The organism is Limnoglobus roseus (genome assembly GCF_008254045.1).
Taxonomy (GTDB): Bacteria; Planctomycetota; Planctomycetia; order Gemmatales; family Gemmataceae; genus Limnoglobus; species Limnoglobus roseus.
In genome coordinates this window covers 5,862,356-5,888,789 of record NZ_CP042425.1, presented here as the reverse complement: position 1 = coordinate 5,888,789, position 26,434 = coordinate 5,862,356, and the positions used below count along the sequence as shown (strand labels likewise).

Genomic DNA, 26,434 nt, shown 5'->3' with positions numbered 1-26,434 from the left:
GGGTCAGTCGCCGTACTCGTCCTTCCACTCTTCGTACCACGCCATCTGGATCGCTTCGAGAACTTTCTCGTTCGACTTCGACGGCTCACCGACAAAGTCTTCGAGGTCGAGAATCCACTTGTGCATGTCGGTGAACCGCACTTTGAGCGGGTCGAGGGTGTCGTACTTCTCGAACAGCAGTTCCCCGATCTCGCGGGGTTGGTCCCAATTCAGTGACATCGCGTCGCGTCCTCACTTCGAAGGCGGCTCCGTGGAAATCTCGTCTTCTCGCTTGCCTGCCCACATCTGATTCAGGTTGGCATTCCACTGCACTTCCGCCAGCGGTCGCGTTGCATCGCCGAATCGTGCAACCGCCTGTTGTAACGCTTGGTGATCCTTCCCCGCCATCGCCGCCTTAAGGTCTGCGGTCGCCTGCGCGATGCCGGTGCGTACCATCTCGTCGAGGGCTTGGCCGACTCGTTCCAACGCCTTTTCTGTGTGGCGAAGGTCTCCCTCGGCCTTGTTCCTGAAGTCGATGAACTGACGGGCCGCGTAATCTTCGTGGGCGTGTTCGACACTCTCCAGCACCAACTCTTCCACCTCCTGCGGCGTCAGCCCGAAGGCGGCTCGGACTTCGACCGACGCCTGCTTGCCGCTGCGCTTCTCGACGGCCGTCACCTTCAACATCGCGTTGGCGTCGAGCATGAACGTGATGTCGACCTGCGGCAGTTGGGCTGGCATCGGCGGGATGCCGCCGAGCTTGAATTGCCCGAGCAGTCGGCAGTCCTTCGTCAGTTCGCGCTCACCCTGGTAGATGTTGACGAGGATTGCTGTCTGATTGTCCTTCGCCGTGGAGTACCGGACGGTTTCGAGGCACGGTACGGTGCTGTTGCGGTGAATGACCTTGTCCACGACGCCGCCGAGCGTTTCAATGCCGAGCGACAGTGGCACCACGTCCAACAACAGTACGTCGGTGCGGCGTCCGGCGAGGATGTCGGCTTGAACCGCGGCCCCGAGGGCGACGACCTCGTCCGGGTTGAAGTCGGTGTGCGGCTTGCGGCCGAAAAACTCCTCGACACGCTTCCGCACCAGCGGCACCCGCGACGACCCGCCGACGAGGACGACTTCGTCCACGCTCGTCTTTCCGGCGTCCTTCATCGCATCACGGCACTTCGCCAGGGTGCGATCGACCAACGGCGCGATCATCGTCTCGAACTCGCCGCGGTTGAAGGTCGTGCGAAACGGCCGACCGGGGAGGTCGACAACACACTCGGCCACTTCCTGCGCCGAAAGTGCGATCTTCGTCTTCTCGGCCGCGTCGCGGAGGTGTTGCAGCAGTTCCGGGTCTTTCTGCGAGAGTTCAACGCCCATCCGCCCGGCGACGGCTTCCATGAGGGCGTGGTCGAAGTCGTCACCGCCGAGGAAGGTGTCACCGTTGGTGGCCAGCACGCGGAAGACGCCGTCGGTGACCTGTAAGATTGAGCAGTCGAAGGTTCCGCCGCCAAGGTCGTAGACCGCAATCAGGCCGGCGTCGCGCTTGTCGAGGCCGTAGGCCAGAGCCGCAGCCGTCGGCTCGTTAACGATCCGCAGCACGTCGAGGCCGGCGATGCGGCCTGCATCGCGGGTGGCCTGCCGCTGGGCGTCGTCGAAGTACGCCGGCACGGTGATGACGGCCTTCATCGGGTTGCCGGCCCGCTTGCGGACTTCCTTGAGGAGCATCGCGGAGAGTTCTTGCGGCGTGTACGCCTTGCCGCCGATCTCCACCATCAGCACCTTCCGCCCGCCCTCGGATTCCCGCTCGACGATCTGGTGCGGAATGAGCTTTAGCTCTTCGCGCAACTCCGCGAGCGTCCGGCCCATCAACCGTTTGGCGCTGAAGATCGTGTGCGTGGGGTCGGAGAGTGCGCGTTCCTTTGCGGCCGAGCCGACGAGGACTGTGCCGTCGTCGTGGAAGCTGATGCACGAGGGCACGAGTGCCGCCCCCTGCTCGTCGCGCACGACCTGTGGCCGACCGTCTTCGACGAACGCGGCGAGGCTGAACGTGGTACCAAGGTCGATGCCGACGACAGAGCTACGGGTGGTCATGAAGATATGATAGGCGAATGATTGGCGGGCCGAGCGGCGTAAGCCGCCGGGTGAATGGCATTCACCCGGCGGCTTACGCCGCTCGGCCCGCCGTGCTTCTTGTTACAGAATCCCCGGCGCGGCCACCTTGATGCCCTTGAGGGCCATCTTGAGTTGCTCGGGGTTCGGGGCGAACTCCAAGGCGGTCGCCTTGTCGATGTCGCCACGGTCGACGAGCTGCCGCAGGTTCTCGGTGAAGTCGACCATCCCTTCCTGGAAGCCGATGCGGATGGCGTCGAGGATCTTGTCGTCCTTGCTCTTCAAGATCAGGTCGCGGATCGTCGGGTTCATAATCATGATCTCGTTCGTCGGCGTCCGCGACTTCTTGAGGGCCGGTACGAGCTTTTGCGCGACGACCGCCTTGAGGTTGAAGGCCAGCGACTGCCGGACGGCGTGGTGCTGGGTCGGCGGGAACAGGTCGAGAATCCGGCTGATCGTACTCGCCGCGGTCGAGGCGTGAATGGTTCCGAAGACCACGTGGCCCGTTTCGGCCGCGTGCACGCCGGCCTCGAACGTCTCCTGGTCCCGCATTTCGCCCACGAGAATGATGTCCGGGTCTTCCCGCACCGCGTGCTTGAGGGCAACGTGCCAGTCCACCACGTCCAGGTACACCTCCCGCTGGTTCATGACGCTCATCTTGTCAACGAAGACGAACTCGATCGGGTCTTCGATCGTCAGGATGTGCAGCGCCTCGTTCTGGTTGATGTACTCCAACATCGACGCGATGGTCGTCGACTTCCCCGACCCGGTCACGCCGGCGAGGATGATCATCCCCTGGTCGTAGTGGCAGAGCTTCTCGATACTCGGCGGCAGGCCGAGGTTCGCGAACGTCGGGATGCTCGTGTTTACGCGGCGGGCGACCATGGCCAGCTTGCCGCGCTGCTTCATCATGTTCACGCGGAACCGGCACTCGTCGTCGCCGACGACGTGGGCGAAGTCGGCCCCGCCGTCGTTGTCCATCTGCTTGTGGGCCTTGTCGTTCATGATGCCCTGGAACAACTTCCACATCAGGTCGTTGCCGATCGGCGGCGTGTTCATCCGCTGGATGACGTTCCGCAGGCGCATCATGCCGGGCAGGCCGGACTTCAAGTGCAAGTCGGAGCCTTCGTGCAACATCACCGTGCGGAAGAGTTGATTGATCTTCGGCTCGCCCGGCACCTCTTCGGCGATCCGCAGGCCGCCGAGTTCGTTGATGTAGTACGGCCCGGTCTTGCTCGTCCCGTCCTTGATGCCGGGCTTCGGCGAGAGCGGGAAAAGCTCGTTGTGATACCCACTACCCAAGGGAATGATGCCGGGTTGGTCAGCTCGGGGGACGTTTGGTTGCCCGGCACCCTGTCCGGCGATCGGGGCGGCCGGCGGCGCGGCGACCGGCGTGACCGCGATGGGTTTCGCGGGGGCGACGGCCGCCGGTTTCGCCGGGCCAGCGACCGGAGGTTTCGGGGCGTGCTTCGCAGCATGAGGTTGCTGTTCGGACATCAATCACCTCGTGAGATAGCTGATTTAATATCGTAACGGCGAAGTCAACCGGACGGGAATGTTCTGCTTCGCGAGATACTCTTTCGTCGCCGGGATCGAGTACTCATCGTAGTGGAAAATGCTCGCCGCGAGGGCGGCGTCGGCCCCCACCTCGAACGCCTGCCGCAAGTGTTCCGGGCTGCCCGCCCCGCCGCTGGCGACAACGGGGATGCCCACGGCGGTCGTCACCGCTCTCAACATCGGCAGGTCATACCCGTTCTTCGTGCCGTCCGCGTCCATCGAGGTCAACACGATTTCGCCGGCCCCGAGACGCTCGACTTCCTTCGCCCACGCGACGGCGTCGAGGCCGGTCGGAACCCGCCCGCCGTTGATGTGAACTTCCCAAACTTCTTGCCCGTTGCGGGTCACGCGACGAGGGTCGATGTTCACTACGGTGGCGCAGCGGCCGAACTTGCGGGAGACTTCGGACACGATCGCGGGGTTCTTCACGGCCGCCGAATTGATGCTGACCTTCTCCGCACCCGCCTGAATGAGCTGCGTGGCGTCTTCCAGCGTACGGATGCCACCACCAACCGTGAACGGCATGAACAACTGCTCGGCCACCTTTCGCACCATGTCCAGCAAGATCGCACGGCCCTCGTGGCTCGCGGAAATGTCGAGGAACACCAACTCGTCTGCCCCCTGCTGTTCGTACCGCCGTGCGACTTCGACCGGGTCGCCGGCGTCGCGGAGGCTGATGAAGTGGATACCCTTGACCACCCGACCGTCTTTGACGTCGAGGCACGGAATGATGCGTTTCGTGAGCATACCGTAGATGATACGAGTCTGGGGCGAACGCCACAGGAGAGTCTACCAGGATCGTAACGGGCCGAGTGGGAATGGTCAACGGCGTAAAAAAACCCAGGGCCGTTCGGCTCTGGGTTGAAGCGAGGTCGATCTCATTCGAGACGACTAAGAGTTCCGATTGGCGGCGACCCACAGCATGTACGCGACGCGCTCATTGACGGCCGACCGCTGTTGGTGCCGGGGCGTATACCCGTCGCGCCAAGTATAGTACAGGGCTGCGACGGCGAGAACGCTGGCGTAGCCGACGAAGATTTGAAACATACTTTCATGACCCCATTTACAATGTGAGGGCGACCGCCATAACCATCCCAGGCCGACGATTCGAACCAAGTTGTTAACTTCCCCTGATGCGGAAAGACTAATTCACGCAACTTCGGGGGGCAAACATTCGATGTAGGATTCTTGGGAATCACCGTCGGGATTTCCGAAGTTCGGGGTTGTGGCGAAGAAGTGAATTCGGGCCGAAATGCGCTAGGAAGTGGCAACGACCTCACCCCGAAGACCCGCTAACCCCTCACTGCCGAGGCGGAGCAACCGCGGGCCGATCTGCACTTCGAAGATGTCGTCCAAGGGCTGATAACTCAGGATTTCGACGACTGCGCCGGGGACGAGGCCGTGGTCTCGCCAGTGGCGAAGACGCAGCGGGTTGTCGTCCTGCGCTTCTCGCACCACAACGGTCTGCCCGGCTTGGAATTCATTCAACCGGTACAAGATTCGTCGGTGAAGCTCACCCGCGGACGTCGGAATTGGGTGGCCGTGCGGGTCTTCCCGCGGTTCGCCGAGGTAGTCGGCGATGGCCTGCTCCAAGCGGGGCGAAATCGCGTGTTCGAGGGCCTCGGCCTCGGCGTCCACTTCGCTCCAGTCGAGGCCGAGAACCTGCGTGAGAAACAATTCGATCAGACGGTGCCGGCGGATCACCCGCCGGGCTTCCTTCACGCCCGCTTCGGACAACATGGCCCCGTCGCCGGGCGTGTACGCAATCCAGCCGGCCTCCGCGAGTCGTTTCAGCATCCCCGTCACGGACGGAGCCTTGACCGCCAACGACGCCGCAAGGTCGGCAGCCTTAATGACGTGGTCCGCCCCGCCGAGGCTGTGGATGGCCTTCAAGTAATCTTGCACGGCTTCCGAGGGCTGTGCAGACATGGCTGGTCTCACGCGAGGGCGGTGGAATTGATGATAAGGGGAACCGTCGCCTTGTCGCGAGAGCGAACCCGCAAAAATCAGGCCGCTGTCACTTCCGCAACCGAGGACGACTGGATTCGATCTACGACGAACTCCGCGGCCCGCTGACACGCGCCCGGGATCGCGACCCGTTCGCGGAGTGCCGCCAACTTCGCGACTGATCGGGCGTAGTCAACGGGATCGTTCAGCCATTGGAGCAGCCGATCCGCGATCGGTGCCGAATCGTCGCGGTACGTTAGGAACTCCGGGAAAATCTCTTCCTCGGCCAGCAAGTTCACGAGGCTGATGTACGGGCAGGTGATGAACTGCTTGCTGACCATGCGGGCGAGGCGCGAGTATTTGTAAACGATCACACTCGGCTTCTGACGGTACATCAGTTCCAGACCAACGGACCCGGAGACCGCTAGGCATACGTCAGCCGATTCGATGATTTCGGGTGTCTTGCCGATGTGAACGTCGAGCGGAAGGTCACAACCTTGCAGGAGGTGTTTCGCGGCATTCGCCTGCCGCTCGTTGAAGGCCGCTACGAGGAAACGGGTGTCCGGCCGGGCGGCGTGAATTTTCTTCGCCGTCGCCAGCATGATCGGGATGTTGCCCGTCACCTCTTGACCGCGCGAGCCGGGAAGAATTGCCACGACGGGCTGCTTCGGTTGTCGCTGCTCCCGGACGAAGTTCATGTCCGGCCGTTGCTTATCCAACTCGTCGAAGTACGGGTGGCCGATGTAGTACGTGTTCAAGCCCTTTCGCTTGAACCATTTGTCCTCGAACGGCAACGCGGTGAGGATCGTGTCGAAATTCTTGCGCATCTTGCGCGTCCGCCACCCGCCCCACGCCCAGAGTTGTGGCGGGACGAAGTAGTAGACGGGGATGCCGATGGCCTTCGCCCGCTTGGCGAGGTGCCAGTGGAAACCGGGACAGTCGATCATCACGATCGCGTCGGGCTTTTCCCGCCGGAAGTACCGCTCCGCTTCGTCGAGGAGTTTGAAATATCGCGGTAATCGAATGATCGACCGACTGAACCACATGATCGAGAATTGGGCCAAGGGAAAATGCAAATCGACTCCGGCGGCCGACATTTTGTCGCCGCCGAAGCCGCTGAGTTCAATTCCCGGATAGACGGCCTGAATCGCCCGGGCGAAATTCGAGCCGTGCAAATCACCGCTCGGTTCGCCCGCCGAAAGAAATACGCGCATTGTCCGGCATCCGTGCCACTAAGGATGAATGAGTACGCGAGTATTCTACTGCCAGTGGATGCGCCCGGACAATGCGAGGTTGTCAATCGGCGGCAACGGGTGCCTGTTCGGGTCGCTTTGCACCGGGTAGATCCGTCGGTTCGGCCACCTTACGGTAGCCGAGCGCGCGGAGGACTTCCAACACTTCGCTCCACGTCGGGAACGGGCGTCGGTTCTCCCGCTTGTAGCGGTCCATCGCCTTCATGAAGATCGTCTCTTCATCGTTGTAATCGCGCTCGCAGGTGGTCGGGTCGATCAGCCGGCGGCGCTCGCTCGTGCGCCGCTTCTCGGCGGCGTTGTTAGCCCGTCGACGGTCCGTCGCAACCGGAATGTTCCGTTTGCGTCGGTCGTTGGCGAAGCCGGCGTCCGCCTGCGCAGGGATTTCGGCGGGCGGAACGCTCATACTATTGGTCGTTGTCATCAGAACGCATCCTCTCAGCCATGTTGGGGTGGGCTGGGAATGCCAAGCTAGGGAAGCGGCGTCCTACGGCTGCCCACACAAATCCTCGGGGATGGACGGTAACTTTAACCTAACCGGTGAGAATTTTGTGTCAATGAGAATTCGCGCTTGGCCTCTTCCGCGTTGACAGTTCGTTGCGGAAACCACTCATTTACGTTAAAGATTCACACCCGAACAAAGCAACTGAACCTCAATCAAAATCAAAAAAACAGCGGCCGGCTCAAACGGGATAACCGGAACAGTTCCGCGAGATTTTCTGAACCCGCTAGTGTGACATTGTCGATACGCGCGATTGAGGATTCCATTTCCCGCCCCTCGGACTGCCCGGTAAACCCTTGAATGACTCTGGCATCCGCGAACCTCATTCGCGTCTTCGACTTCTACCTCGCGGCCATGCTCGTCCTCGGACTCATGCGCCGATGGACGGTCTACCGCGACACGTTCTTCATTCTCGTGGCCGTGCGGGGCCGGTGGCCAAAATTACTCGAACGGATGGCGGGCAACAAAAACGCCCTTCTCAACTGGCCCACGCTCCGGCCGGCCGTGCTGGTCTTGACCCTGATGGTGGTGCAGATGATCGCCTCCCGCGGCATCTGGCCGCAGGCGCGAATCCTGGTCAGCGAACTTCCCGAGCCGTGGTGGCAACTGATTCCCTTCGTGCTCACCCTCGGGCCAATGCTGGCCGTGGACGCCTATTTCCTTCTCGTCGTCGGGCGGTTCGACCGGGGCGAAACCGAGAAATACTTCGATTACGCCGAAAAGTGGGCGGGCAGTCGGCGGGCACGGGCCATCCGCGTGCTGACGTTCGGCAAGATCGACCCCGATCAGCGCGTCAACGACGAGGTGAAGCGCGGCCTGACCGAACTCGGCCAAACACTGAGTTGGGCCATGTGGTGGGTTTCGATTCAGATGGGCTGCCGCCTGCTCTTCGGGCTGACGATCTGGTTTCTGTGGGCCTTGCGTTAGCGTTGAAAATCGACCTGCCGTTCGCCCCGCGTTCTGTGGTACAGTCGGGAATGACTCTCCTGGCTCGATCCTCGGCGTGGGAGTTGAACCGTGCGACGATTCCATTTTCTCGTACTCGCCGTCGTCCTGATTAGTCCCCTCATTTACCTGTTGGCCGCCGACCCGCCGAAGGCCGTCGAGAAGAAGCCGGACGCCGAGCAACTCGTTCGCGACCTCGGCAGCCCGGTCTTCGCAGTCCGCGACCGCGCGTCGCGCGACCTCTGGAAGCTCGGCGAGCCAGCCCGCACCGCCGTGGAAGCCGCGACGAAGAGCGACGACCCGGAAATCGCTCAGCGCGCCAGCGACATCCTCGAGAAATTCAACTGGGGCATCTTCCCCGACACGCCCGTGGACGTGCTGAAGCAGATCAAGGAGTTCCGGTCGGACGATCCGCAGCGGCAGAAAGCCGCGATTACCGCCCTCGCCCACCACGACGAGCGCGGCTTGCGGACACTTCGGCTCATCCTGTCCCACGAGTTCGAACCGCCTTTGCGGGAAGCACTTTTCGAGGGATTGCTCTCTGCCACCCGCGACGCGGTCCCACCGCTGCTGTTCGACTGCAAACTCAAACTGGCCGAACAGGCTCTGGAGTTGGGGACACTCGGCCCGAACCTGGAAGCGTGGCTCGACTACGCCGTCTTCGTGGAGCAGCACGGCCGTTCACCGGAGGCGATTCGGGCGTTGGAGAAGGCGGCCGGTGGAAGCAACTCTCAAGCACACGCAGCCGAAGGTGCACTCGCAGTGCTTCTCCACCTGAACGGGCAAAGTGCGGCCGCGCGCAAACGCCTTCGCGGTCAGCCCCAGGACAAACTGCCCCCGCGCTTCCTGGCATCGTTCCTGGAAGACCTCGGGGAATGGGATTCGTTGATCGGTCTGGGCGACACCAACGACCTGCCGAACCCCGGCTTGCAACTGTTTCGGGCACGGCGGGCGCGAAACAAAGACAAGGTCTCGGAATTGACGGCCGAACTCAAGAAGGCGGCTACCAACGGCGACGAGTCGGCGGTCGAAGTCGGCATTGCCCTGTTCCTCAACGAACGCCCGCTCGATGCCACTGCCATTCTGCGAGAAAAAAACGCGGGGCCGCGTATGCTCGCGGACGTCATGGCGGAAAGGTTGCTGTTTCCCGAAGTCCTCGGCCTCCTCGGCGATGGAGCCGCTTCGAAACCGACCGAAGGCGAAGACGAGAGCTTTCAGCCACGCCTCTACTACGACATGCGCCGCGCCCGCATCCTGGCGCAGCTCGGCCGGAAGGACGACTCGGTCCAACTCTTCAACCAGATCGGCGAGCAGGTGCAGCATCGCAACACGTATCTGATGCGCGAATTCCTCCGGGCGTCGCTGCGGTCCGGCCACTACGACCTGTCGGCCGAACACGCCGGAAAGTTCGTCGCGCATCTCGAACGCCGGAGCGAGGACGCCATCTACAACGCACTCCCCGATCCCTACGAACTGCTGTTCGACGAGGATGCGGAAGCGGCAAAGGGGTGGTGGAAGGCGTTCCGCCACAGCGGCGAACACCGCGAGGGCGACTCGGGCGAGACGATGCGGCGAGTCCGCGAACTCCTGGCCGGGACCGGCAGCCCCGATCGTTTGAAGACGGCGAATCAGCTCCTGGACAACTGGCTTGGTGCCAACGAGAACCGAAAGCCAGAAGGTTCGATCATCGACCGCGTCCGCGGTCACCGCGCGCGGGCGGCGACGGCCCGGTTGGCGGGCGATCTCGACCGCGTTGAGGGCGAGATGCGGAAGGCCGTGCGGGAGTGGGGATTCGACGAAGCCGACAAGTTGCGGAGTGCGGCGTTCATTCGCGAACTGTCTTCGGCCAACCCGGACAAAGGCCCGCGGTCGTGGATGTACGACACCAACGAGAGCTTCAAGGTCTGGCTCGACCTCGGCGACCTCCTGGCCGAGCGCGGCAAGCCCGCAGAGGCGGCCAAAGTCTTCGAGCAAGGGTGGCGGCAGTACCCGAACAACCCGATCCTGCTCTATCTCTCCGGCAAGAGTTTGCGGGCGAGCGGTGACAGTGTCGAAGGCGACCGGCGGATCAAACTGTCTCACACGATCACGCTCGGTGACGCGCAAGTGCGCGGCCGGTTCCTGCACGAACTGACGGAACGCGGTGAGTTAGCCGATGTGAAGACGGAAAGTGAATGGACGCGGAAGTGCGTCTGGTTCTGGTCCCCGTACCGCGGCAACGTCTGGAACCAACTCTCGCGATCCGCCGAAGTCCTCGGGGACTACGAGACCGCCGCCGTGGCCACCGAGCGGAACCTTCACTTCCTGCTCCTGACGCCGAACATCGTCTTCTGCGACGGCGGCGGGTACATCCGCGTGCCGGCGAACATCCGCGCTTATCGCGCCCGGGTGACTCTGGCGGCCGGCAACGTGGCGGGAGCGTTCGCGGCGTCGAAAGAAGTGCTCCAACTCTTGCCGGCCCACACCGAATTCCTGACCGGCATCGTCCCCGAATTCGACCGGCTGAAGCACGCCACGGAAGCCGACGCCCTGTTCCAGATCACTTGGGCGGCCCTTCAAAAGCTAATCCGCGAAAACCCCGACAGTGCCTGGTCGCACGCCACCGCCGCGCAAGCCGCGGCCGGGTGTCGCCGGGAACTCGACGCCGCCCTGCGATCGGCCCAACGGGCGGTCAAACTCGCCCCAGCCGTGAAATGGCACCAGGAGGTGTTGGCCGAGGTTCACTTCCGCCGGAACGACCGCGAGGCGGCCCTGAAGGTGATGGAGTCTCTGCGGCGGAGAGACGCCCGCAGTCCGTACTACAAACGCCTCGTGGAGCGGTACAAGACGGCAGACATCACGAGTCCGGCGTTACTCGCCCCGGAGGTCGATTGACGGTCGCTACTCGGGCGGCGTCAGGACGTAAACGTCACTGCCACCGTCGCGGGTCGAGATGAACGCGAGCCGCTTCCCGTCCGGCGACCACGTCGGAGAAGTGTCCTGGGCTTCGTGGTCAGTCAGGTTTCGCGCGTCCTTGCCGTCCGCCTTCATCAGCCAAATGTCGTAGTTGCCGGCACGGTTGGAGACGAACGCAATCCGCTTCCCGTCCGGCGACCAGACCGGCCACGAGTCGAGGTGATCGCCCTCGGTCAACCGCTTCAGGTCACTGCCGTCGGGCTTCATCGTGTAAATCTTCTGCCGCCCGTTCCGCGCACTGCTGAACGCGATCCGCTTGCCGTCGGGCGACCACGCGGGTTGCAGGTCGTAGGCGACTTCGCTCGTGAGCCGCTTGATCCCCTTCCCGTCCGCGTTGACCGTGTAAATCTCCGGGTTGCCGTCCCGCGTGCTGACCCACGCCACCTGCTTGCCGTCCGGCGAGAATCGGGGCGACTCTTCGAACGCCTTGTGCGGCACAACGACCTTGTCGTCCGAGCCGTCGGCGGCACACACATTGATTTGGAGCTTGCCGTCCGTGTTCTGCAAAGTGTCGTAGACGTAAACGATTCGCTTGCTGTCGGCCGACCAACTGCCGTCGAAGTGCGGCATCGCGTGGACCGGCAGGAGGCGGGTCAGGTCGGTGCCGTCGGCGGCCATCGTCCAGAGGGCCATCTTCCCTTCGTGGATGCGGGTGAGCAAAAACCGCTTCCCGTCCGGCGACCACTGCAAGTGCTGCTTGAACGAACCGTCTTTCGTCACGCGCACCGGGTCCGCCGCGGCAGCACTGCCGACGGTCATCAGCAGCACGAGGCAACCGTATCGGCACGCGGTCATGTTCGCCCCCGGAGTTTTTCGTACAACGCCTGCGACCGCCACGGGTCCACCATCATTCGCACCGGAGACGCCGGCCATGTTCAAGGTGTTCGAGTTTATTCTCAGCTTTTTCAGCGCGGGGATGAAGCAAAAAATCATGGCCGCGATTCAGGAGAAACTCCTCGGCAAGTCCGGCGACGGCGGCTCCGATGACAGTCCTCTCGGTTCGTTGATGAAGCAGTTCCAGGAGAAGGGCCTCGGCAACATCTTCAACTCGTGGGTCGGTGCGGGGAAGAATCAGGCCATCAGCCCGGAGGAAGTTCAGGCCGGCGTCGGAGCGGAGAAGATGCAGGAAATGTCCCAGAAAACCGGGCTCTCAGTTTCCGACCTGGCTAAGGAACTCTCGAAATACTTGCCGACGGTCATCGATAAGATGACGCCGAACGGCAAACTCCCCGGCAAATAGTGGTGTTCGCGGTCCACCTTCCCGACGGCGTTCTCGCGGGTTCCTGGCTGGCAGTCGGGTGGGTCGCGGCGGTCGGCCTCGTCGGCGTCGGGTTGCCGCGTGTTTCGGAAGATCAGGTGCCGCGAATCGGCCTGCTGACGGCCGCACTGTTCGTCGCGTCGCAGCTTCACGTCCCCATTCCGGTCGGAAGCGTTCACCTGCTGCTGAATGCCATCGCGGGGATATTGCTCGGCCGGTTCGTCGGCATCGCGATCTTCATCGCTCTAACATTTCAGGCGTTCCTGTTCGCACACGGCGGGTTCAACAGCCTCGGCATCAACACCACCGTCATCGGCCTGCCGGCCCTCGGCGGGTTCGCCCTTTACCGACTGTTGCGGCCCATGCTGGCCCGAAAACCGAGACTGACCTTCCCCGCCGGCGCGATCCTCGGCGGTCTCGTCAGCACGGCCACAGTTCTTGGCAATGGATTCGTCGTTGTGTTCGGCATGGCCGAAGGCGGAAAGGCGGCGGCGATCACCGTGGTGCTGTTCCACCTGCCGGTGATTGCCGTGGAGAGCATCGGAACCGGGGTTCTGCTCGCGTACCTGGCGGTCGTGAAACCCGAATGGATCGGCTTGGCGAAGGATCAGTCGGCGACGGGCGTGACTTCCGCGAACGGCACTTCCCACTGACCGAGGCCGAGTGTGACCGTGATGATCTGCTTCTTCGCGTCCACCCGCACGACCTTACCAACGGCGTCGAACCGAGACACGTGAACCCGGTCGTTCGCCTTCAGCCGCTCGCGCTGGGCGTTCAGCGCCTCGGCCTCTTGCTGTTCGCGTTCGAGAGCCGTTGCCTTGCGCTCGTACTCGGCCTTCTGCTGGTCCGCCTCGTGTTGAGCGGCGAGCGCGTCGAGTTTCGCCTTCTCCGCCTCGGCCCGCAGTTCCTGAAGGCGGGCGAGTTCGCCGGTCTTCCCCTTCCGCCGCTTCAGGTAGCGGTGCGCCCGCTTCAGCAACTCCTTCGGCAACTTCAACCGCCGGGCGATCTTCAGGGCGTTGCTCATCCCGTACTGACCGATGTGCAACTTGTAGGTCGGCCGGAGCGTCTCATCGTCGAACTCGACGGCCCCGTTCTCGGCCCGCTCGTTGTTGAAGGCGTAGGTTTTCAGATCCCCGAGGTGGGTCGTCACGATGGCCCGCGCGCTGATGCTGTCGAGTTGGTCGAGGATGGCCCGCCCGAGTGCGGCCCCTTCGACCGGGTCGGTGCCGGCCCCGAGTTCGTCGAGGAGGATGAGGCTGCGGTCGTCGGCGAGTTCGAAGACTTTGGCGATCCGCGAGATGTGCGAACTGAACGTGCTGAGGGACTGTTCGAGGCTCTGTTCGTCGCCGATGTCGGAGAGTATCTGCCGGAAGATGGGCACCGTGCTCCCCTCGCCGGCCGGGACGTGCATCCCACATTGGGCCATGAGGCAGAGCAGGCCGGTGGTTTTCAGGGTAACGGTTTTGCCGCCGGTGTTCGGGCCGGTGATGATGAGCAGGTTGAAGCCGAGGCCGAGGCGGAGGTCGAGGGGCACGACTTTGCGGGGTGGGGTGCCGTCGGGGCGGGATTCGTTGCGGAAGATGTTTTCGAGGACCGGGTGGCGGGCGTTGCGGAGCCAGAGTTTGCCGTCATCGTTGATGAGCGGGGCGAACATGCTGAAGTCGCGGCTGTAGCGGGCCTTCGCGGTAATCAGGTCGAGCTTGGCGAGGATTTCGAGCGAATAGCAGAGCGGTTTCGACACGCGGCCGACTTCCTGACTGAGCCGCCGGAGGATGCGTTTCACCTCGCGGTCTTCCTCGGCCTTCAGCGTGATGCGCTCGGCACTCAGTCGGGCAATCGACGCCGGTTCGACGAACACCGTCTCGCCGGTGCCGCTGACGCGGTGAATAATCCCCTCGACTTTGTGCCGGTGGTTGACGGCGACGGGCAAAACGTAGTGGTCGCCGTTGACCGTGGCGTTCGGATAGCTCAGAATCTTCCGCAACTCCGGGTCGCGGAGCAACCGCCGCACCTCGGCCTTTACCTTCTCTTCGAGTTCAAACAACTTCTGCCGAACGACGCCGAGTTCCCGACTGGCCATGTCGAGAACGTGAGCGCGACCGTCGATACACCCGCTGATCGTCTTGGCCACCGCCCCGTGATCTTCGACCGCCGTGAGCAGGTCGATCAGCCCGCCGTGCCGTTCGTTCAGTTTCGCCCGGTAACGGTACATCGCGCCGGTGACATTGAGCGTCTCCCCCACTTCGAGCAGTTGCTCGGCCGTCAGCGCCGTCCCAATCGCGGCCCGGCGGACGAGGAGGCGCACGTCGTGCAACCCGCTGAACGGGGGTGCTTGCCCGTCGATCAACGCTTCGACCATCTCGGAAACGAGCGCGAGTTCGCCGCGAATCTTCTCGGCGATCGTGCCCGGTTCGAGTTGCTTTGCCAGGTCGCGGCCCAGCGAGGACGCGGCGTACCCGGCGAGCAAGTCGCGGACCTTGTCGAACTCCAACAGGTCGAGCGTGTGCGAATCCATTTTCGGTTGGTTCTTCGTCGCGAGCATAGCGGCAGGACACCCGGTTGGCGACCCAGGTTCACAGCCGGCGGTATCAGCGGACATTCTACGACCGCCCGAGTGTGCCGGGTGCGCGACCGGACTCGTATAACGCACGTATGGCGAACGGCCCCGACATTCTGGTCATCGGCGGCGGCATAATCGGCCTGACGTGCGCGATCCGCCTGCGGGAAGCCGGCGCGACGGTGGCCGTCTACGACCGCGGAGACCTCGGCCGCGAGGCGTCCTGGGCCGGGGCGGGAATTATCCCGCCGGGCAACCCGGACCGCGCCGCCACGCCACTCGACAAACTGCGGGCCATCGGTTCCGCGACTCTGCCGGATGTCTCCGCAGAGTTGGCCAACGCGACCGGCATCGACAACGGCTACCGCATCAACGGCGGGCTGGAATTCCTGACGCCGGCGGACGAGTACGCGGTCGAACTCTGGCGGGCCGAAGGGGTTGCGTTCGAACGATGGGACGGCCCCCGCTTGCGGGACGAAGAGCCGGGTCTTTCTCCCCCGCACTCGACGTGTTATCACTTGTCCGGCATGGGTCAGGTCCGCAACCCCTGGCACCTTCGGGCGTTGATCGCACACGCTCGCGACCTCGGCATCGCACTGAGCCCGCACACCGGGGTCGAAGGCTGGTGCGTCGAAAACGGCCGCGTGCGCGGGGTGCAACTCGCGTCCGGAAACCGCGTCACGGCCGACCGCTTTCTGTTGGCCGCCGGACCGTGGAGCGAGCGCCACCTGAACGATCTGAACTGCCGGCCAACAGTCCGCCCCATTCGCGGGCAGATCTTGCTGCTGAAAACCGAGGCCGCCCTGCTCCGCCGAACGCTGATCGACGACAAGCGATACCTCGTCCCACGGGGCGACGGCCGTATCCTCGTCGGCTCGACGGAGGAGCCGGAAGCGGGGTTCGAGAAGCGAACCACCGAAGTAGGACTCGCGAACCTTCACGCCTTCGCTCGCACGATCGTCCCGGCACTCGCCAACGCGAAAGTCGAAGCGAGTTGGGCCGGGCTGCGACCGGGCAGCCCGGATGGGATGCCGTTCATCGGCCGCGTGCCCGGCCATGACAATGTCCTCGCGGCGACCGGCCATTCGCGCGCGGGAATTCAGTTATCCCTCGGCACGGCCCAACTCGTGACGGAGTTGATCTTCGACCGCCCGACATGCGTCCCGAAAGATGCCTTCGCCCTCGCTCGCCGGCCGGATTTGCAGGCGAAGCCGGCGTTTCGGTCGTGAGTCTTCGTGAAATGAGGTTGGCCGCCCTCTCCCCTGTTGCTGAAATGCGATCATGACCGAACCCGACAGCCCGCGGACGAGACTCGCTCAACTCGTCGCGGATTACGACTGGCTGGAAGAGCACTGCCGCAAGCAGCCCGACCTCGCCCGGCACGCCGGCCACCTGCGGCTCGCCGCCGCGCTGACGCGGAACGTCGTGAGCGGCGCAATCGAGCGCCAGCCGGTCCCACCGTTGCACATCGCCGTCGTCGGCGGCGCGGGTTCCGGCAAGAGTACCGTCTCGAACTTCCTCGCCGGCGGCGTCGTGGCCGAGGCGAACCCGCAGGCCGGCTACACCCGTCACCCCACGGCCTACGTCTCAGCGGCCCAGACTCTGGCGTGGCCGTCGTACCTCGGCTTCCTCGGGCCACTGCGGAAGATCACGGAGAAAAGCCCGTCGAACCGGGACGAGGACGTTTACCAGATCCACCGCGTCTCGCCGTCGGAGGCCGCGGACCCGCTCACCGACTTCGTCATCTGGGACTGCCCGGACATGACGACGTGGGCGTCGCAAGGGTACGTCACGCGGCTCATCGAGGTCTCGGCCCTCGCGGACGTGATCGTCTACGTCGCCTCGGACGAGCGGTACAACGACAAGGTTCCGACGCAGTTCTTGCAGATGCTCGTGGAAGCGGGCAAGGCCGTGGTCGTCGTGCTGACGAAGATGAAGGAGGCCGACGCGCCTTCGCTGGTCGCGCACTTCCGGCAGGAGGTGCTGCCGCGAATCAACGGCCAGGCGGAGATTCCGCCCATCCCGGTCGTCGTCATTCCGTTCTTGAACGAGGCCGAGCGGACCGACCCCGGCAAGGCGGGGGCCAAGTACCGCGTGCCGCTGCTGAACCAAATCCTGGCCCTCTGCCCGTCGCCAAAAGAAGTCCGCGAGCGCACCGTGCGGAACGCCGTGAAGTACCTCGAAACCTCGGCCGCGGGATTGTTGGAGGTCGCGCGGAAGGACTTGACGGAACTGGAAGCCTGGAGCGCGACCGTGGCGGGCGGGCGGCGGACCTTCGAGGAGCGTTACCGCAAGGAATACCTCGTCGGCGAACCGTTCCGCCGGTTCGACCGCACGCGGCAACAACTCATCGACATGCTCCGGCTCCCCGGTCCCGCTCGCTACGCCGACCAGGCCTTCGCGATCCTCCGCACGCCCTTCACCTACGCCCGCGATTTCGTGGTCAAGCTCGGCGGGCCGGTTGAGGTGCCGAACCTCCCGGAACAGACGGTGCTGACGAACGCCATGACCGGCTGGATTGAGGCGATTCAGGCCGAGAGCCTCCGCCGCACCGGCACGCACAGCATCTGGAAGGAAGTCGCCCGGTCGTTCGATTCGGGCTTGAAGCAACAGGCGATGGACCGCTTCCAGGTGGTCGCCCGGCAGTTCGAACTCAAGGAGGGCGACGAACTCGAACAAGCCGGCCGGTCGCTGACGGAAAGCCTTCAAGCCCACCCCGGCACGCTCGGGGCATTGCGGTTCGGCATGCTCGGCGTCGACGTGGCGGCGGTGGTCACGGCGCTCTGGCTGACGTGGCCGCCGGAGTGGTACCACCTGCTCTTGCTGCCGGTCGCGGCGGCGGTCGGCCACACGGCGGCGGAGCTCGCCATCCGACTGAGAGTCGATGCGGCACGGTCGTCCGCGCGGGCCAAGCGCGAAGCCTTGTTGAGCGAGGTCGTCACGAAGCCGATGGCCCGGTGGCTGGAAGATCTGCCCGCGAGTGGCGGCAGTTCGGTCGAGCGATTGCAGCTCGCCCTCCGCCGTGTGCCCGAGGCCGTTCGCGAACTGGCCGCCCTGACAACCGCGACACCACCGGCGAACCCCGCATGAGTCAGACGCCCTCCGACGCCCCGTTCCTTCGTACGCTGGCCCCGCTCCTCCGCGGCCTGGAGAGGCGGCTCCGCGCGTGGCTGGACGGCCAACACTTCTACCCCGTGCCGGTCGTCCGGCGGGCCGAAACCGAAGGGCTGACGGACGACCTGAAGCGGAAGGCCGACGCCCTCGACGTGGACCACCCGCTGCTCGTCGTCATGCTCATGGGCGGCACCGGCGTCGGCAAGTCCACGCTGATGAACGCCCTCGCCGGGGCGGCCGTGGCCCAGGCGTCCCCGACTCGGCCCACAACACGCGACCCGGTGGTGTACTTCCACAACTCGGTCAACCCCGACAAACTCGACCCCTCCCTGCGGCACTGCCGACTGATCCGCCACGACCGCGAGAGCCTGGCCCACAAGGTCATCGTGGACACGCCGGACGTGGACAGCAACGACGAGGAGAACGGTCGCAAACTCCTGTCGCTGTTGCCGGTCGCCGACGTGGTGCTCTACGTCGGGTCGCAGGAAAAGTACCACGACCAGTTCACACTGGAACTCCTCAAGCAGCAACGGCAACGACGCGGGTTCGCGTTCATCCTGAACAAGTGGGACCGCTGCCTCCAGTCGTTCAAGTCCGGCGTTCGCCCCGACGAGGACTGGCTCGCGGACCTGAAAGCCGAGGGGTTCATGAACCCGCGATTCTTCCGCACCAGTGCCGATCGGTGGGTGGAGGGGGCGACTCCGACGGCGGGGAAACTGGACGGCGAACAGTTCGCGGAACTGAAGGAGTGGCTGGAACTCGGACTGACGCGGTTGGAGATCGAAGCAGTTAAGGCCCGGGGCGTCGGCCTGTTGCTCGACCACGTTGCGACCGCGGCGGAAGCCGTGCTCCCGCCCGATTTGACGGCCGAGGCAGAGAAGGTTTCCGCGTCGTGGTCCGGCCACCTGACAGACGAGGCCGGCGTCTCGACCGAGGTTCTCGTCGCGTCGCTCGACCCGCACCGAACCGAAATCGAACAACAGTTCAACGTCCGCGGCCAACACCGTTTCCGCGGCATCATGGCGGCGTACCTGCGGCTGACGACGATGTCGCACGCCTGGCGGCCGATACGCAGTCGCCTTCCGTTGGCTGGCGGTTCGCAACCCGGCCCACCGGAAGACATCGACCTGACGGAATTCGCCCACGGGTGCGCCCGCTCGGCCGGCGACCGAGTTCTGGACCAACGTGGCCTCGCGCTCGTGAACAAGCTCCTGGTAGACGCCGACCAGCAAGGCTTCCCCGTGAACCTGCTGAACGAGCCGACGGCTCAGGTCTCGAAGATGGACTGGGACGAGCGATTCACGCGGGCCGTCGTGGACAGCTTGACCGAAGTGGAGCGCGAGTTCACAACTCCGACGGGCGGGATGGCGTACCTCCAGGCCGCCGTGCGAACCCTCGCCAACTACTTGCCGGAAGGGGTTCTGATCGCCACCATCTTCGTCCTGCTATGGCGGTTCTTTGTCGAGGACTTCACGCCGTCGTTCTTCCACGTCTTGCTGCCATTCTTCGTCACGCTCGGCACGTTGATCCTCTTACACGTCCTCGTGTCGCTCGTCTTCCCCGTCCGCTGGCCGGCTATTCGTGGCGAGTTCGAACGGAAACTGCGGGGGCGGTTGGAGGCCGAGTACCTCCGCGCCTATCAGTCGGTTCCGAAGGAGTCGGCCGCGAACGTGCTGCAAGACCGTCAGCAGGTCGAATCGGTGATTCGCGAAACCGGGGAGATCACGGAATGGCTGACCGCCCGGGAGTCCGCCACGCACGTCGGCGAGTTGTATGGAGCGTGACAGCAGCAGAACCATAAAAAGACCGTACAACCGATAAATTACCCATCTTCACCCATCAACTAGGGTATACTAGGGTGGGGAATCCCGTCATGGATGCCGAGCTTTGTTGTGAATTGGCTTTATGGGGTTCGTCCTCGGTGCCATTGCAGTTCAAACAATTGGTACGGGCCTGGTTGCATTTTTCTTGTGGCAACTCGGCCGGGCGATGCAGGTTCGTTTCTTGACATCGTGGGCCGCCTCGTCAGTCGCCTTTGTCCTGGCTCTCGCCTGCCTGTCGTTCACGTTTCAAACCGACACCTCGAGTTGGTACAACCGCGGTTGTTTCATGGCGTACTGTTTGGGCAGTTACGTCACCGTCTTCCTGCTCTGGTCCGGCCTCCGCGAGTACACCGTCGGCATGGCGTTCGACTTCCACGACCTCTGGCGACTCGCCCCCTTTTTTATGTTCGGTGTAGTCGCCCCATGGGTCGTGCCCAGTTTCCGCTACGCCGTGCCTTACCACTTCTTCGGCATGGCCATGCTGTTCGCGGCGGCGCACTCGGCGACCCACTTCCGCACCCCGCCGCCCCGCCCTTCCCTCGGCATGCCGATCGTGCGGGTCGGGCTGTGGGCGGTGGTCGGCCTCATGACACTCCACGGGTTGATTCTGTTCCGCACGCGGGACGCCGGCGACGTCGAGTTGCAGGTCCATTGGTTGGCCGTAATCTTCGACTCACTGGCAGAGTTGTTGATGGTCCTGGGGCTAGTCATCCTCGCCTGCGAGCGGATCCGCGATCAAATGCACGCGAACAACCAAATGCTCGCGGAAGCCCAGGCGGAACTTGAGAAGGTCGCCCGCACGGACGGTCTGACCGGGTTGCTCAATCGCCGTGCGTACGAAGAGTGGGTCGCGGGCCGCGGACACGAGAGCGGGGCGGGGTGCTTGGCGGTCATCGACTTGAACGATCTGAAGCAACTCAACGACAACTACCTGCACGCCGCCGGCGATGCGGCCTTGAAGCTCGTTTCGCGAGCGTTGGTCGGAAAGTTCCGCGTCACAGATCCGATCTTCCGCATCGGCGGCGACGAGTTCATCGTGGTGATGCCCGGCGGCCACGCGGAGGAAATGGAATCGCGGCTCTCCGCGATCGATTCCGAGTTACTCAGCCAGCGGTTGCCCGGCCTACCCCAGCCGTATAACCTCGTTGTGGCGTGGGGCACCGCCACGTTCGCCGACGGTGACGACACGAAGACCGCTTACCAGAAGGCGGACAGCGCCATGTACGCCCAGAAACATCGGCGGAAACTGTACCCGCGATACCCCGATCGGAACGGGTCGAACTGACGTGGAACAAATCTCTTTCGACCACCGCAGGCAGAACCGCCGTTACCTGATCTTCCGCCCGCCCGCCGTCGTCGAAGCGCCGGCGGTAGTCGTCTTCCTGCCTGGCACGGGCGGCACGGCCGAGTGGACGGCTCATGAGACGAAGCTCCCGGCGTTCGCGGCCGAGCAAGGTTTCGTGCTGGTCGTGCCCGAGGCGTTGCGGCCGCGGCCCGATCAACCGCCCAAGTTCTTGACCAACCCACCCCGGTGGAACGACGGCTCACCAGCGGCAAACGCCGAACTCCAGACGGACGCCGACGACGTGGATTTCCTGACCCACGTGTTCACCGACGCGATCAATCGCACGGGGGCAGACCCGCGAAGAATCTCCCTGACGGGGTTCTCGAACGGCGCGGGGATGACGTTCCGGTTCGCCGCGGAGCGGCCAGATCTTGTAGCGGCCATCGCCCCGGTGGCCGGGCACTGTTGGGTCCCCCCGCAAGTCATATCGAAGCCGGTGCCCACGCTCTACATCATCGGCTCCCAAGACCCGCTCTTGCCGTACCGCGGCGGAACGGTCGAACTGCCGTGGGGGAACAAACTGATTCAACGGCCGCCAGTCGTCCGTACGCTCGAACGATGGGCGGCGGTTAACTCGTGTTCAACGGCGTCGGTCCTCGATGTTGACGCGGCCGGCATACGCGAAGAGGTTTTCCCTGGCCCCGTCGAGTTCCGGTCGATTACAGTTGACGGTCTCGGCCACCACTGGCCCGGCGGCGAGGGGCAATTCAACCGCCGCATCGGCGGCCCGCCCTCCGACCGCCTCGACGCGAACCGCCGTATCTGGGACTTTTTCCAACGCTACTCGCTGTGACCCCATGACGCGACCGCTGCTGGCCCTCTTTGCCACCGTACTCTTCCTTGCCACCACCCGCGCGCTCGAACCCGCCGAGATCGTCGTCCTCGTCAACCGCAAGGTCGCGGCGTCGCGAGAGGTCGCCGATCACTACGTCGCAAAGCGCGGCGTGCCGAAGGAGAACGTCGTCGAGTTGAATCTGCCAACGGGCGAGGACATCAGTCGTGCCGAGTACGACCGGCTCGTCCTCCCCGTTTTGCGAGAAGCCCTCGGCGAGCGGAAGGACAAGGTGAAGTGTCTGCTCGCGACTTACGGAATCCCCCTCCGCGTCGGCGGCCAAGAGCCGACACGGGACGAGAAGCAAGAACTCGAAACACTGAAGCCGAAACTTCAGCAAGCGAAAGACGACCTCGCCGCGTTGGAGAAGGCCGAGAAGAAGGATGCCGTCGAACTGACAGCCGCGCGGGCCAACTTGAAGCGGCTCGAAGAGAAGCAGGCGGCCCTCTCGCACAAGCAAAGCGAGGCGGCCTTCGACAGCGAGCTCATGCTGCTGTGGCAGAAAGAGTATCGCCTCGTCCGGTGGCAGCCGAACCCCCTTCACTGGCAGTTCCCCGTGGATCAGAAGGCAAAGCTACCGCCCGTGTTAATGACGTGCCGCCTCGACGGACCCACACCGGAAATCGCGAAACGGCTGATCGACGACGCGGTGGAGGTGGAAGCCGTTGGGTTGACCGGCAAGGTCTACGTCGACGCCCGCGGGATCGGTTTCGACCCGAAGAAGCCGGGCGACAGCCTCGGTTACGGCGGCTACGACGAATCCTTCCGGGAGATGGCCGCTCTCTTTCAGTCGGCGAAGTTCGACGTGACGCTCGACAACAAGAACGAAACCTTCGCGGCCGACAGTTGCCCGGACGCGGCCCTGTACGCCGGGTGGTACGCGCACGGCAACTACCAGCCGTGCTGCCGGTTCGTGAAAGGAGCCATCGCGTGGCACCTCGCGAGTAGCGAGGCCGTGACGCTGCGGAAACCAGATTCGAAGGTGTGGTGTCCGAACCTGCTGAAAGCCGGCGTGGCCGCGACTCTCGGCCCCGTCGCGGAGCCGTACACCATCGGCTTCCCCAAGCCGGCCGAGTTCTTCGGCTTCCTCGCGACCGGCAAGTACACGCTCGTCGAGGCGTACGCCCGGACGGTCTATTTCACGAGTTGGATGACCGTCCTCGTCGGCGACCCGCTCTACAATCCGTACAAGAAAACTCCGAAGCTCGACGAGACGCAAGTCGTCCCCAGCCCCAAGGGTGGGGCCGCGATGTTCAAGTAACGACAAGGGAACTTATGCTGCCGCTGCTGTTGCTCACGGTGCCGCTCATGCCAACCGCCGACCCGACCGGCGAAGACGCAAAACTCGCCGCCGCCTTTCAGGCGTATCTCACCGACGAGTTTCACCGCCACCCCGCGTTCGCGACTTCGCAGGGCAACCACGAGTACGACGACCGCCTCGACGACCTCTCGCCACGGGCACGGTCCGAGGACGTGGATCGCACGAAAAAGCTCCTCACCGACCTCGCGGCGAAGATCGACGCCAAAAAGCTGACGCGATCGGCTCAGATCGACCTCGAAATCTGGACGCACGCGCTGAAGTATTCGCTCTGGCAGGCGGAACACGATTCTCGCTTCGCGAACGACCCGCGGGTGTTCGGCGAGTACGTCTCGGACAGCGTGTTCTCGCTGTTCACGCAATCGACGCTGCCGAAGGAGCGGAACACGGCGAACGCTGCCAAGCGGATTACGTACATCCCGAAGGTCATCGCCGACGCGAAGGAGTCGCTCAAGGCCCCGCCGAAGGTGTTAACCGAGATCGCCATTAAGCGGAACCTCGGGGCCATCGCCTTCTACGAGAAAGACATCTTCGGCCTCGCCGGCACGACGCCGGGGGCGAGCGAACTCACCGGACCGTGCAAAGCGGCCGTCACCACACTCAAGGAATACCAGACGTTCTTGGAGAAAGACCTGCTCCCGCGATCGTCCGGCGACTGGCGGCTTGGGCAGGACCGCTTCGCCAAGAAGCTCGAACTCGAACTCGACGCCGGCCTGTCCGCCGCCGACGTGATTCGCGAAGCCGAGGCGGAGGCCGACCGCGTCGAGCGCGAGATGTACAACGTCGCGAAGCAACTCTGGTCGAAGACCTTCCCCGGCAAGGCCCTCCCCCCCGACGACGCAGCCGGCCGACGGGCGACGGTGAAGGCCGTCCTCGACGAACTTGGCAAGCAGCACAGCACGCCGGAGGGCTTGGTCGATGACGCCCGTAAGGGGGTCGAGAAGATCAAGCAGTTCATCCGCGAGAAGCGCATCCTGACGCTGCCCGACCCGGACCGCTGCAAGATCATCGAGATGCCGGAATTCCAGCGTGGCTTCTCGGCGGCGTACCTGAACCCGGCCCCGACGTTCGACCCGAAGGCGGACAGCCTCTACGCGATCTCGCCGCCGCCGTCAGACTGGCCGGCCGCGCGACAGGAAGCGTTCTTCCGCGAGTACAACCGCTCGATGCTGCAAATCCTTACGATCCACGAGGCGTACCCCGGCCACTACGTGCAGTTGGAGTACGGCAACCGCCACCCGTCGCTGATCCGCAAGGTGCTCTACTCCGGCGTGTTTGCGGAAGGGTGGGCGGTATACACCGAACAGATGATGCTCGATCAGGGTTACGGGGACGGCGATCTTGCGTTGCGGTTGCACCAGTTGAAGTTCTACATCCGGGCCGTGCTGAACGCGATCCTCGACCACCGGATGCACTGCTCGAACATGACCGACGAGGAAGCCCTCCGACTGCTCATCGACCGCGGCTTCCAAACCGAGGGCGAGGCGGTCGGCAAGGTGCAACGAGCGAAACAGAGTTCCTGCCAACTCTCGACGTACTTCGTCGGGCGCACCGCCTTCTACCGGCTGCGGCAGAAGGTCCAGCGCGAGCAAGGCGACAAATTCGATCTCGGGAAGTACCACGAGGCCGCGCTGAGCCACGGCACACTGCCGGTGAAGTACCTGCCGGAGCTAGTCAAATAGCATGGCCGGGCCGAAGTGTTCGTGCAACTCCTCCCTGACGCGCGGGGGGAGGGACGGGTTGCCACGGAGGTCGAGTGTGGTCAGTTCCGGCGGTCGTGGTACGGTCAGCAGATGGCCCGCGGCCAAATCCGTCAGGGCGTTCTCGCTGAGATCGAGTTCGACGAGGTTCGGCCAGCACGGTGCTTGAACGAGTTGCCGCAGGAAGACTTCGTCGAGTGTAATGCCGCCGAGGCCGAGCGAGCGGAGCGTCCGTAGCGACTTCACGCAGACGCCATGGAGGTGGTTCCGCAGGCCGTAACTGCCGGTCAGGTCCAACCGCTTCAGCGTGCGGAATTTCTTCAGGCCGGCCAGCCCCGAAAGCTGGGCGCGGTTCCGCGGCCGGTACCCCATGTTGCGAAACGTGAGCGCGTCCAAACCCGTCGCCGCACTCCGCAGGATCAGGTCGAACTGGGCCGCACTGAAGAACATGTTCCGAAAGGTCAACTCGCGGAGCGTTTCCAGGACCGGCGAACGTGAGAACCGTTCCGTGGCGAGCAAATCCAACCCCATGTTGTCGAACGCTAGGCGTTCGAGGTTCGTCGGGCCGCCGGCTTCGAACGCCTCGATCAAGTCGAGTTGCGAGCCATCGCCGACGCGGAATGAGAGTTCCCGCAGTTGCCGGCCGAGTGGAGACTGGAACAGACCTTCGACCAAAAACGACATCCCCGGACTGCTCGCCTTCTCGAAGTGGATGGCCTGCACGCCGGTCGAAAGCGGGGAGGCACAGAGCGCTCGGACCGGCTCCGTGGGCGTTACGCTCAGCCAGAATCGCACACTTCGCACGTGAGGAAGCCACGGTTGGGCTGCGAACTCGCGGTACTCCATCATGTCGCCGCCCGGCAGATGCAATTCACCAAGCGGGGCCGAGGCGAACAATTGCTCGCCGAATTCGATGAGATGGCGGACGGCCGTCGTCTTGACGGCGTAACCGAAGCCGCGGCGAAAGGGGAACCGCGGGTTCCAGCCGTCGGCCCACGGCAGACTGGAGCGAAAACGGTCGCCCGCTTGCGTCGGGAGGTCTGCCCGCCGGTAGCGTACGGCCAACGGTTCCCAGTCGGGCACGCGGGCCAGTTCAATTTGTTCGCGAATGAACGCGGCCCGCTCGGGTTCGCCGGCTTCTTCGATGAAGTCGGCGTAAACCAGGCGGGCCGTGTCGTCGTCGGGTTCGGAGATGATCGCGTTCAGCAGGGCGTCATGATCGGTCATCGGACCGACATTGTAGGCGGCG

At 63.9% G+C, this 26,434-nt stretch carries 22 protein-coding genes; 11 read left to right on the top strand and 11 right to left on the bottom strand.

From position 1 onward, the window contains the following. Positions 1-3: 3 nt before the first annotated feature. From iscX to PX52LOC_RS24775, 8 genes are all read right to left on the bottom strand, one after another. Positions 4-219: a Fe-S cluster assembly protein IscX gene (iscX, locus tag PX52LOC_RS24810; protein ID WP_149112606.1), complete on the bottom strand. Its 216-nt coding sequence runs from the start codon at positions 217-219 to the stop codon at positions 4-6. Between the two features lie 12 nt (positions 220-231). Then, a complete protein-coding gene (gene dnaK / locus PX52LOC_RS24805; protein ID WP_149112605.1) occupies positions 232-2,064 on the bottom strand; it encodes a molecular chaperone DnaK in 1,833 nt (610 codons plus the stop codon). Between the two features lie 102 nt (positions 2,065-2,166). Further along, on the bottom strand, positions 2,167-3,579 hold the full coding sequence (locus PX52LOC_RS24800; protein WP_178132569.1) for a type IV pilus twitching motility protein PilT: 1,413 nt from the start codon (positions 3,577-3,579) through the stop codon (positions 2,167-2,169). Between the two features lie 24 nt (positions 3,580-3,603). After that, entirely contained in the window at positions 3,604-4,386 is a 783-nt protein-coding gene (gene hisF / locus PX52LOC_RS24790) for an imidazole glycerol phosphate synthase subunit HisF (protein ID WP_149112603.1), read from the bottom strand. Positions 4,387-4,530: 144 nt separating this feature from the next. Next, positions 4,531-4,686, bottom strand: a complete 156-nt coding sequence (locus PX52LOC_RS40925; RefSeq protein ID WP_168219190.1) for a hypothetical protein — start codon at positions 4,684-4,686, stop codon at positions 4,531-4,533. Positions 4,687-4,896: 210 nt separating this feature from the next. Beyond that, the gene (locus PX52LOC_RS24785) at positions 4,897-5,568 is read right to left on the bottom strand and encodes a metal-dependent transcriptional regulator (RefSeq protein ID WP_149112602.1); all 672 of its coding nucleotides are present in this window, start codon (positions 5,566-5,568) and stop codon (positions 4,897-4,899) included. Between the two features lie 77 nt (positions 5,569-5,645). Beyond that, positions 5,646-6,800, bottom strand: coding sequence for a lipid-A-disaccharide synthase (lpxB, locus tag PX52LOC_RS24780; protein WP_149112601.1), 1,155 nt, complete (start codon positions 6,798-6,800; stop codon positions 5,646-5,648). An 82-nt stretch (positions 6,801-6,882) separates the two neighbouring features. Then, on the bottom strand, positions 6,883-7,260 hold the full coding sequence (locus tag PX52LOC_RS24775; protein WP_218575157.1) for a hypothetical protein: 378 nt from the start codon (positions 7,258-7,260) through the stop codon (positions 6,883-6,885). Between the two features lie 378 nt (positions 7,261-7,638). Here PX52LOC_RS24775 and PX52LOC_RS24770 point away from each other — a divergent pair, with 378 nt between their 5' ends. After that, the gene (locus PX52LOC_RS24770; RefSeq protein WP_149112600.1) at positions 7,639-8,265 is read left to right on the top strand and encodes a hypothetical protein; all 627 of its coding nucleotides are present in this window, start codon (positions 7,639-7,641) and stop codon (positions 8,263-8,265) included. A gap of 90 nt (positions 8,266-8,355) precedes the next feature. Then, positions 8,356-11,157, top strand: coding sequence for a tetratricopeptide repeat protein (locus PX52LOC_RS24765; RefSeq protein WP_149112599.1), 2,802 nt, complete (start codon positions 8,356-8,358; stop codon positions 11,155-11,157). A gap of 6 nt (positions 11,158-11,163) precedes the next feature. Here the strand turns inward: PX52LOC_RS24765 and PX52LOC_RS24760 are convergent, their stop codons facing one another. After that, the gene (locus PX52LOC_RS24760; protein WP_149112598.1) at positions 11,164-12,033 is read right to left on the bottom strand and encodes a DPP IV N-terminal domain-containing protein; all 870 of its coding nucleotides are present in this window, start codon (positions 12,031-12,033) and stop codon (positions 11,164-11,166) included. A 76-nt stretch (positions 12,034-12,109) separates the two neighbouring features. Between PX52LOC_RS24760 and PX52LOC_RS24755 the strand changes: the two genes are divergently transcribed. Then, positions 12,110-12,478, top strand: a complete 369-nt coding sequence (locus PX52LOC_RS24755; RefSeq protein WP_168219189.1) for a YidB family protein — start codon at positions 12,110-12,112, stop codon at positions 12,476-12,478. Between the two features lie 2 nt (positions 12,479-12,480). Then, entirely contained in the window at positions 12,481-13,149 is a 669-nt protein-coding gene (locus PX52LOC_RS24750; protein WP_168219188.1) for a CbiM family transporter, read from the top strand. Here the strand turns inward: PX52LOC_RS24750 and PX52LOC_RS24745 are convergent. Next, entirely contained in the window at positions 13,104-15,038 is a 1,935-nt protein-coding gene (locus tag PX52LOC_RS24745; RefSeq protein WP_246173457.1) for an endonuclease MutS2, read from the bottom strand. The two genes, PX52LOC_RS24750 and PX52LOC_RS24745, sit on opposite strands and share 46 nt — an antisense overlap. A 110-nt stretch (positions 15,039-15,148) precedes the next feature. Between PX52LOC_RS24745 and PX52LOC_RS24740 the strand changes: the two genes are divergently transcribed. The 7 genes from PX52LOC_RS24740 (at position 15,149) to PX52LOC_RS24710 (ending at position 25,167) form a co-directional block, all read left to right on the top strand. Then, complete coding sequence (locus tag PX52LOC_RS24740) at positions 15,149-16,282, top strand: NAD(P)/FAD-dependent oxidoreductase (RefSeq protein ID WP_149112595.1); 1,134 nt, start codon at positions 15,149-15,151, stop codon at positions 16,280-16,282. A gap of 52 nt (positions 16,283-16,334) precedes the next feature. After that, a complete protein-coding gene (locus PX52LOC_RS24735; RefSeq protein WP_149112594.1) occupies positions 16,335-18,143 on the top strand; it encodes a GTPase domain-containing protein in 1,809 nt (602 codons plus the stop codon). After that, complete coding sequence (locus PX52LOC_RS24730; RefSeq protein ID WP_149112593.1) at positions 18,140-19,951, top strand: GTPase; 1,812 nt, start codon at positions 18,140-18,142, stop codon at positions 19,949-19,951. The genes PX52LOC_RS24735 and PX52LOC_RS24730 overlap by 4 nt, the downstream gene beginning before the upstream one ends. Positions 19,952-20,276: 325 nt before the next feature. Then, a complete protein-coding gene (locus PX52LOC_RS24725) occupies positions 20,277-21,275 on the top strand; it encodes a GGDEF domain-containing protein (RefSeq protein ID WP_168219187.1) in 999 nt (332 codons plus the stop codon). Between the two features lies 1 nt (position 21,276). After that, complete coding sequence (locus PX52LOC_RS24720) at positions 21,277-22,128, top strand: alpha/beta hydrolase family esterase (RefSeq protein WP_168219186.1); 852 nt, start codon at positions 21,277-21,279, stop codon at positions 22,126-22,128. Positions 22,129-22,132: 4 nt separating this feature from the next. Next, positions 22,133-23,428: a TIGR03790 family protein gene (locus tag PX52LOC_RS24715; RefSeq protein ID WP_168219185.1), complete on the top strand. Its 1,296-nt coding sequence runs from the start codon at positions 22,133-22,135 to the stop codon at positions 23,426-23,428. Positions 23,429-23,442: 14 nt separating this feature from the next. Then, positions 23,443-25,167 carry a DUF885 domain-containing protein gene (locus tag PX52LOC_RS24710; RefSeq protein ID WP_149112589.1) on the top strand — a complete coding sequence of 575 codons (1,725 nt, stop codon included), beginning with the start codon at positions 23,443-23,445 and terminating at the stop codon, positions 25,165-25,167. Here the strand turns inward: PX52LOC_RS24710 and PX52LOC_RS24705 are convergent. Then, entirely contained in the window at positions 25,156-26,412 is a 1,257-nt protein-coding gene (locus tag PX52LOC_RS24705) for a TIGR02996 domain-containing protein (RefSeq protein ID WP_149112588.1), read from the bottom strand. The two genes, PX52LOC_RS24710 and PX52LOC_RS24705, sit on opposite strands and share 12 nt — an antisense overlap. Positions 26,413-26,434: the final 22 nt, after the last annotated feature.

Bases quoted from the DNA above. Each gene is read 5' to 3' on its own strand.
- iscX (WP_149112606.1), bottom strand. From the start codon at position 219: ATGTCACTGAATTGGGACCAACCCCGCGAGATCGGGGAACTGCTGTTC.
- dnaK (WP_149112605.1), bottom strand. From the start codon at position 2,064: ATGACCACCCGTAGCTCTGTCGTCGGCATCGACCTTGGTACCACGTTC.
- PX52LOC_RS24800 (WP_178132569.1), bottom strand. From the start codon at position 3,579: ATGTCCGAACAGCAACCTCATGCTGCGAAGCACGCCCCGAAACCTCCG.
- hisF (WP_149112603.1), bottom strand. From the start codon at position 4,386: ATGCTCACGAAACGCATCATTCCGTGCCTCGACGTCAAAGACGGTCGG.
- PX52LOC_RS40925 (WP_168219190.1), bottom strand. From the start codon at position 4,686: ATGTTTCAAATCTTCGTCGGCTACGCCAGCGTTCTCGCCGTCGCAGCC.
- PX52LOC_RS24785 (WP_149112602.1), bottom strand. From the start codon at position 5,568: ATGTCTGCACAGCCCTCGGAAGCCGTGCAAGATTACTTGAAGGCCATC.
- lpxB (WP_149112601.1), bottom strand. From the start codon at position 6,800: ATGCGCGTATTTCTTTCGGCGGGCGAACCGAGCGGTGATTTGCACGGC.
- PX52LOC_RS24775 (WP_218575157.1), bottom strand. From the start codon at position 7,260: ATGACAACGACCAATAGTATGAGCGTTCCGCCCGCCGAAATCCCTGCG.
- PX52LOC_RS24770 (WP_149112600.1), top strand. From the start codon at position 7,639: ATGACTCTGGCATCCGCGAACCTCATTCGCGTCTTCGACTTCTACCTC.
- PX52LOC_RS24760 (WP_149112598.1), bottom strand. From the start codon at position 12,033: ATGACCGCGTGCCGATACGGTTGCCTCGTGCTGCTGATGACCGTCGGC.
- PX52LOC_RS24755 (WP_168219189.1), top strand. From the start codon at position 12,110: ATGTTCAAGGTGTTCGAGTTTATTCTCAGCTTTTTCAGCGCGGGGATG.
- PX52LOC_RS24745 (WP_246173457.1), bottom strand. From the start codon at position 15,038: ATGCTCGCGACGAAGAACCAACCGAAAATGGATTCGCACACGCTCGAC.
- PX52LOC_RS24740 (WP_149112595.1), top strand. From the start codon at position 15,149: ATGGCGAACGGCCCCGACATTCTGGTCATCGGCGGCGGCATAATCGGC.
- PX52LOC_RS24735 (WP_149112594.1), top strand. From the start codon at position 16,335: ATGACCGAACCCGACAGCCCGCGGACGAGACTCGCTCAACTCGTCGCG.
- PX52LOC_RS24730 (WP_149112593.1), top strand. From the start codon at position 18,140: ATGAGTCAGACGCCCTCCGACGCCCCGTTCCTTCGTACGCTGGCCCCG.
- PX52LOC_RS24725 (WP_168219187.1), top strand. From the start codon at position 20,277: ATGGCGTACTGTTTGGGCAGTTACGTCACCGTCTTCCTGCTCTGGTCC.
- PX52LOC_RS24715 (WP_168219185.1), top strand. From the start codon at position 22,133: ATGACGCGACCGCTGCTGGCCCTCTTTGCCACCGTACTCTTCCTTGCC.
- PX52LOC_RS24710 (WP_149112589.1), top strand. From the start codon at position 23,443: ATGCTGCCGCTGCTGTTGCTCACGGTGCCGCTCATGCCAACCGCCGAC.
- PX52LOC_RS24705 (WP_149112588.1), bottom strand. From the start codon at position 26,412: ATGACCGATCATGACGCCCTGCTGAACGCGATCATCTCCGAACCCGAC.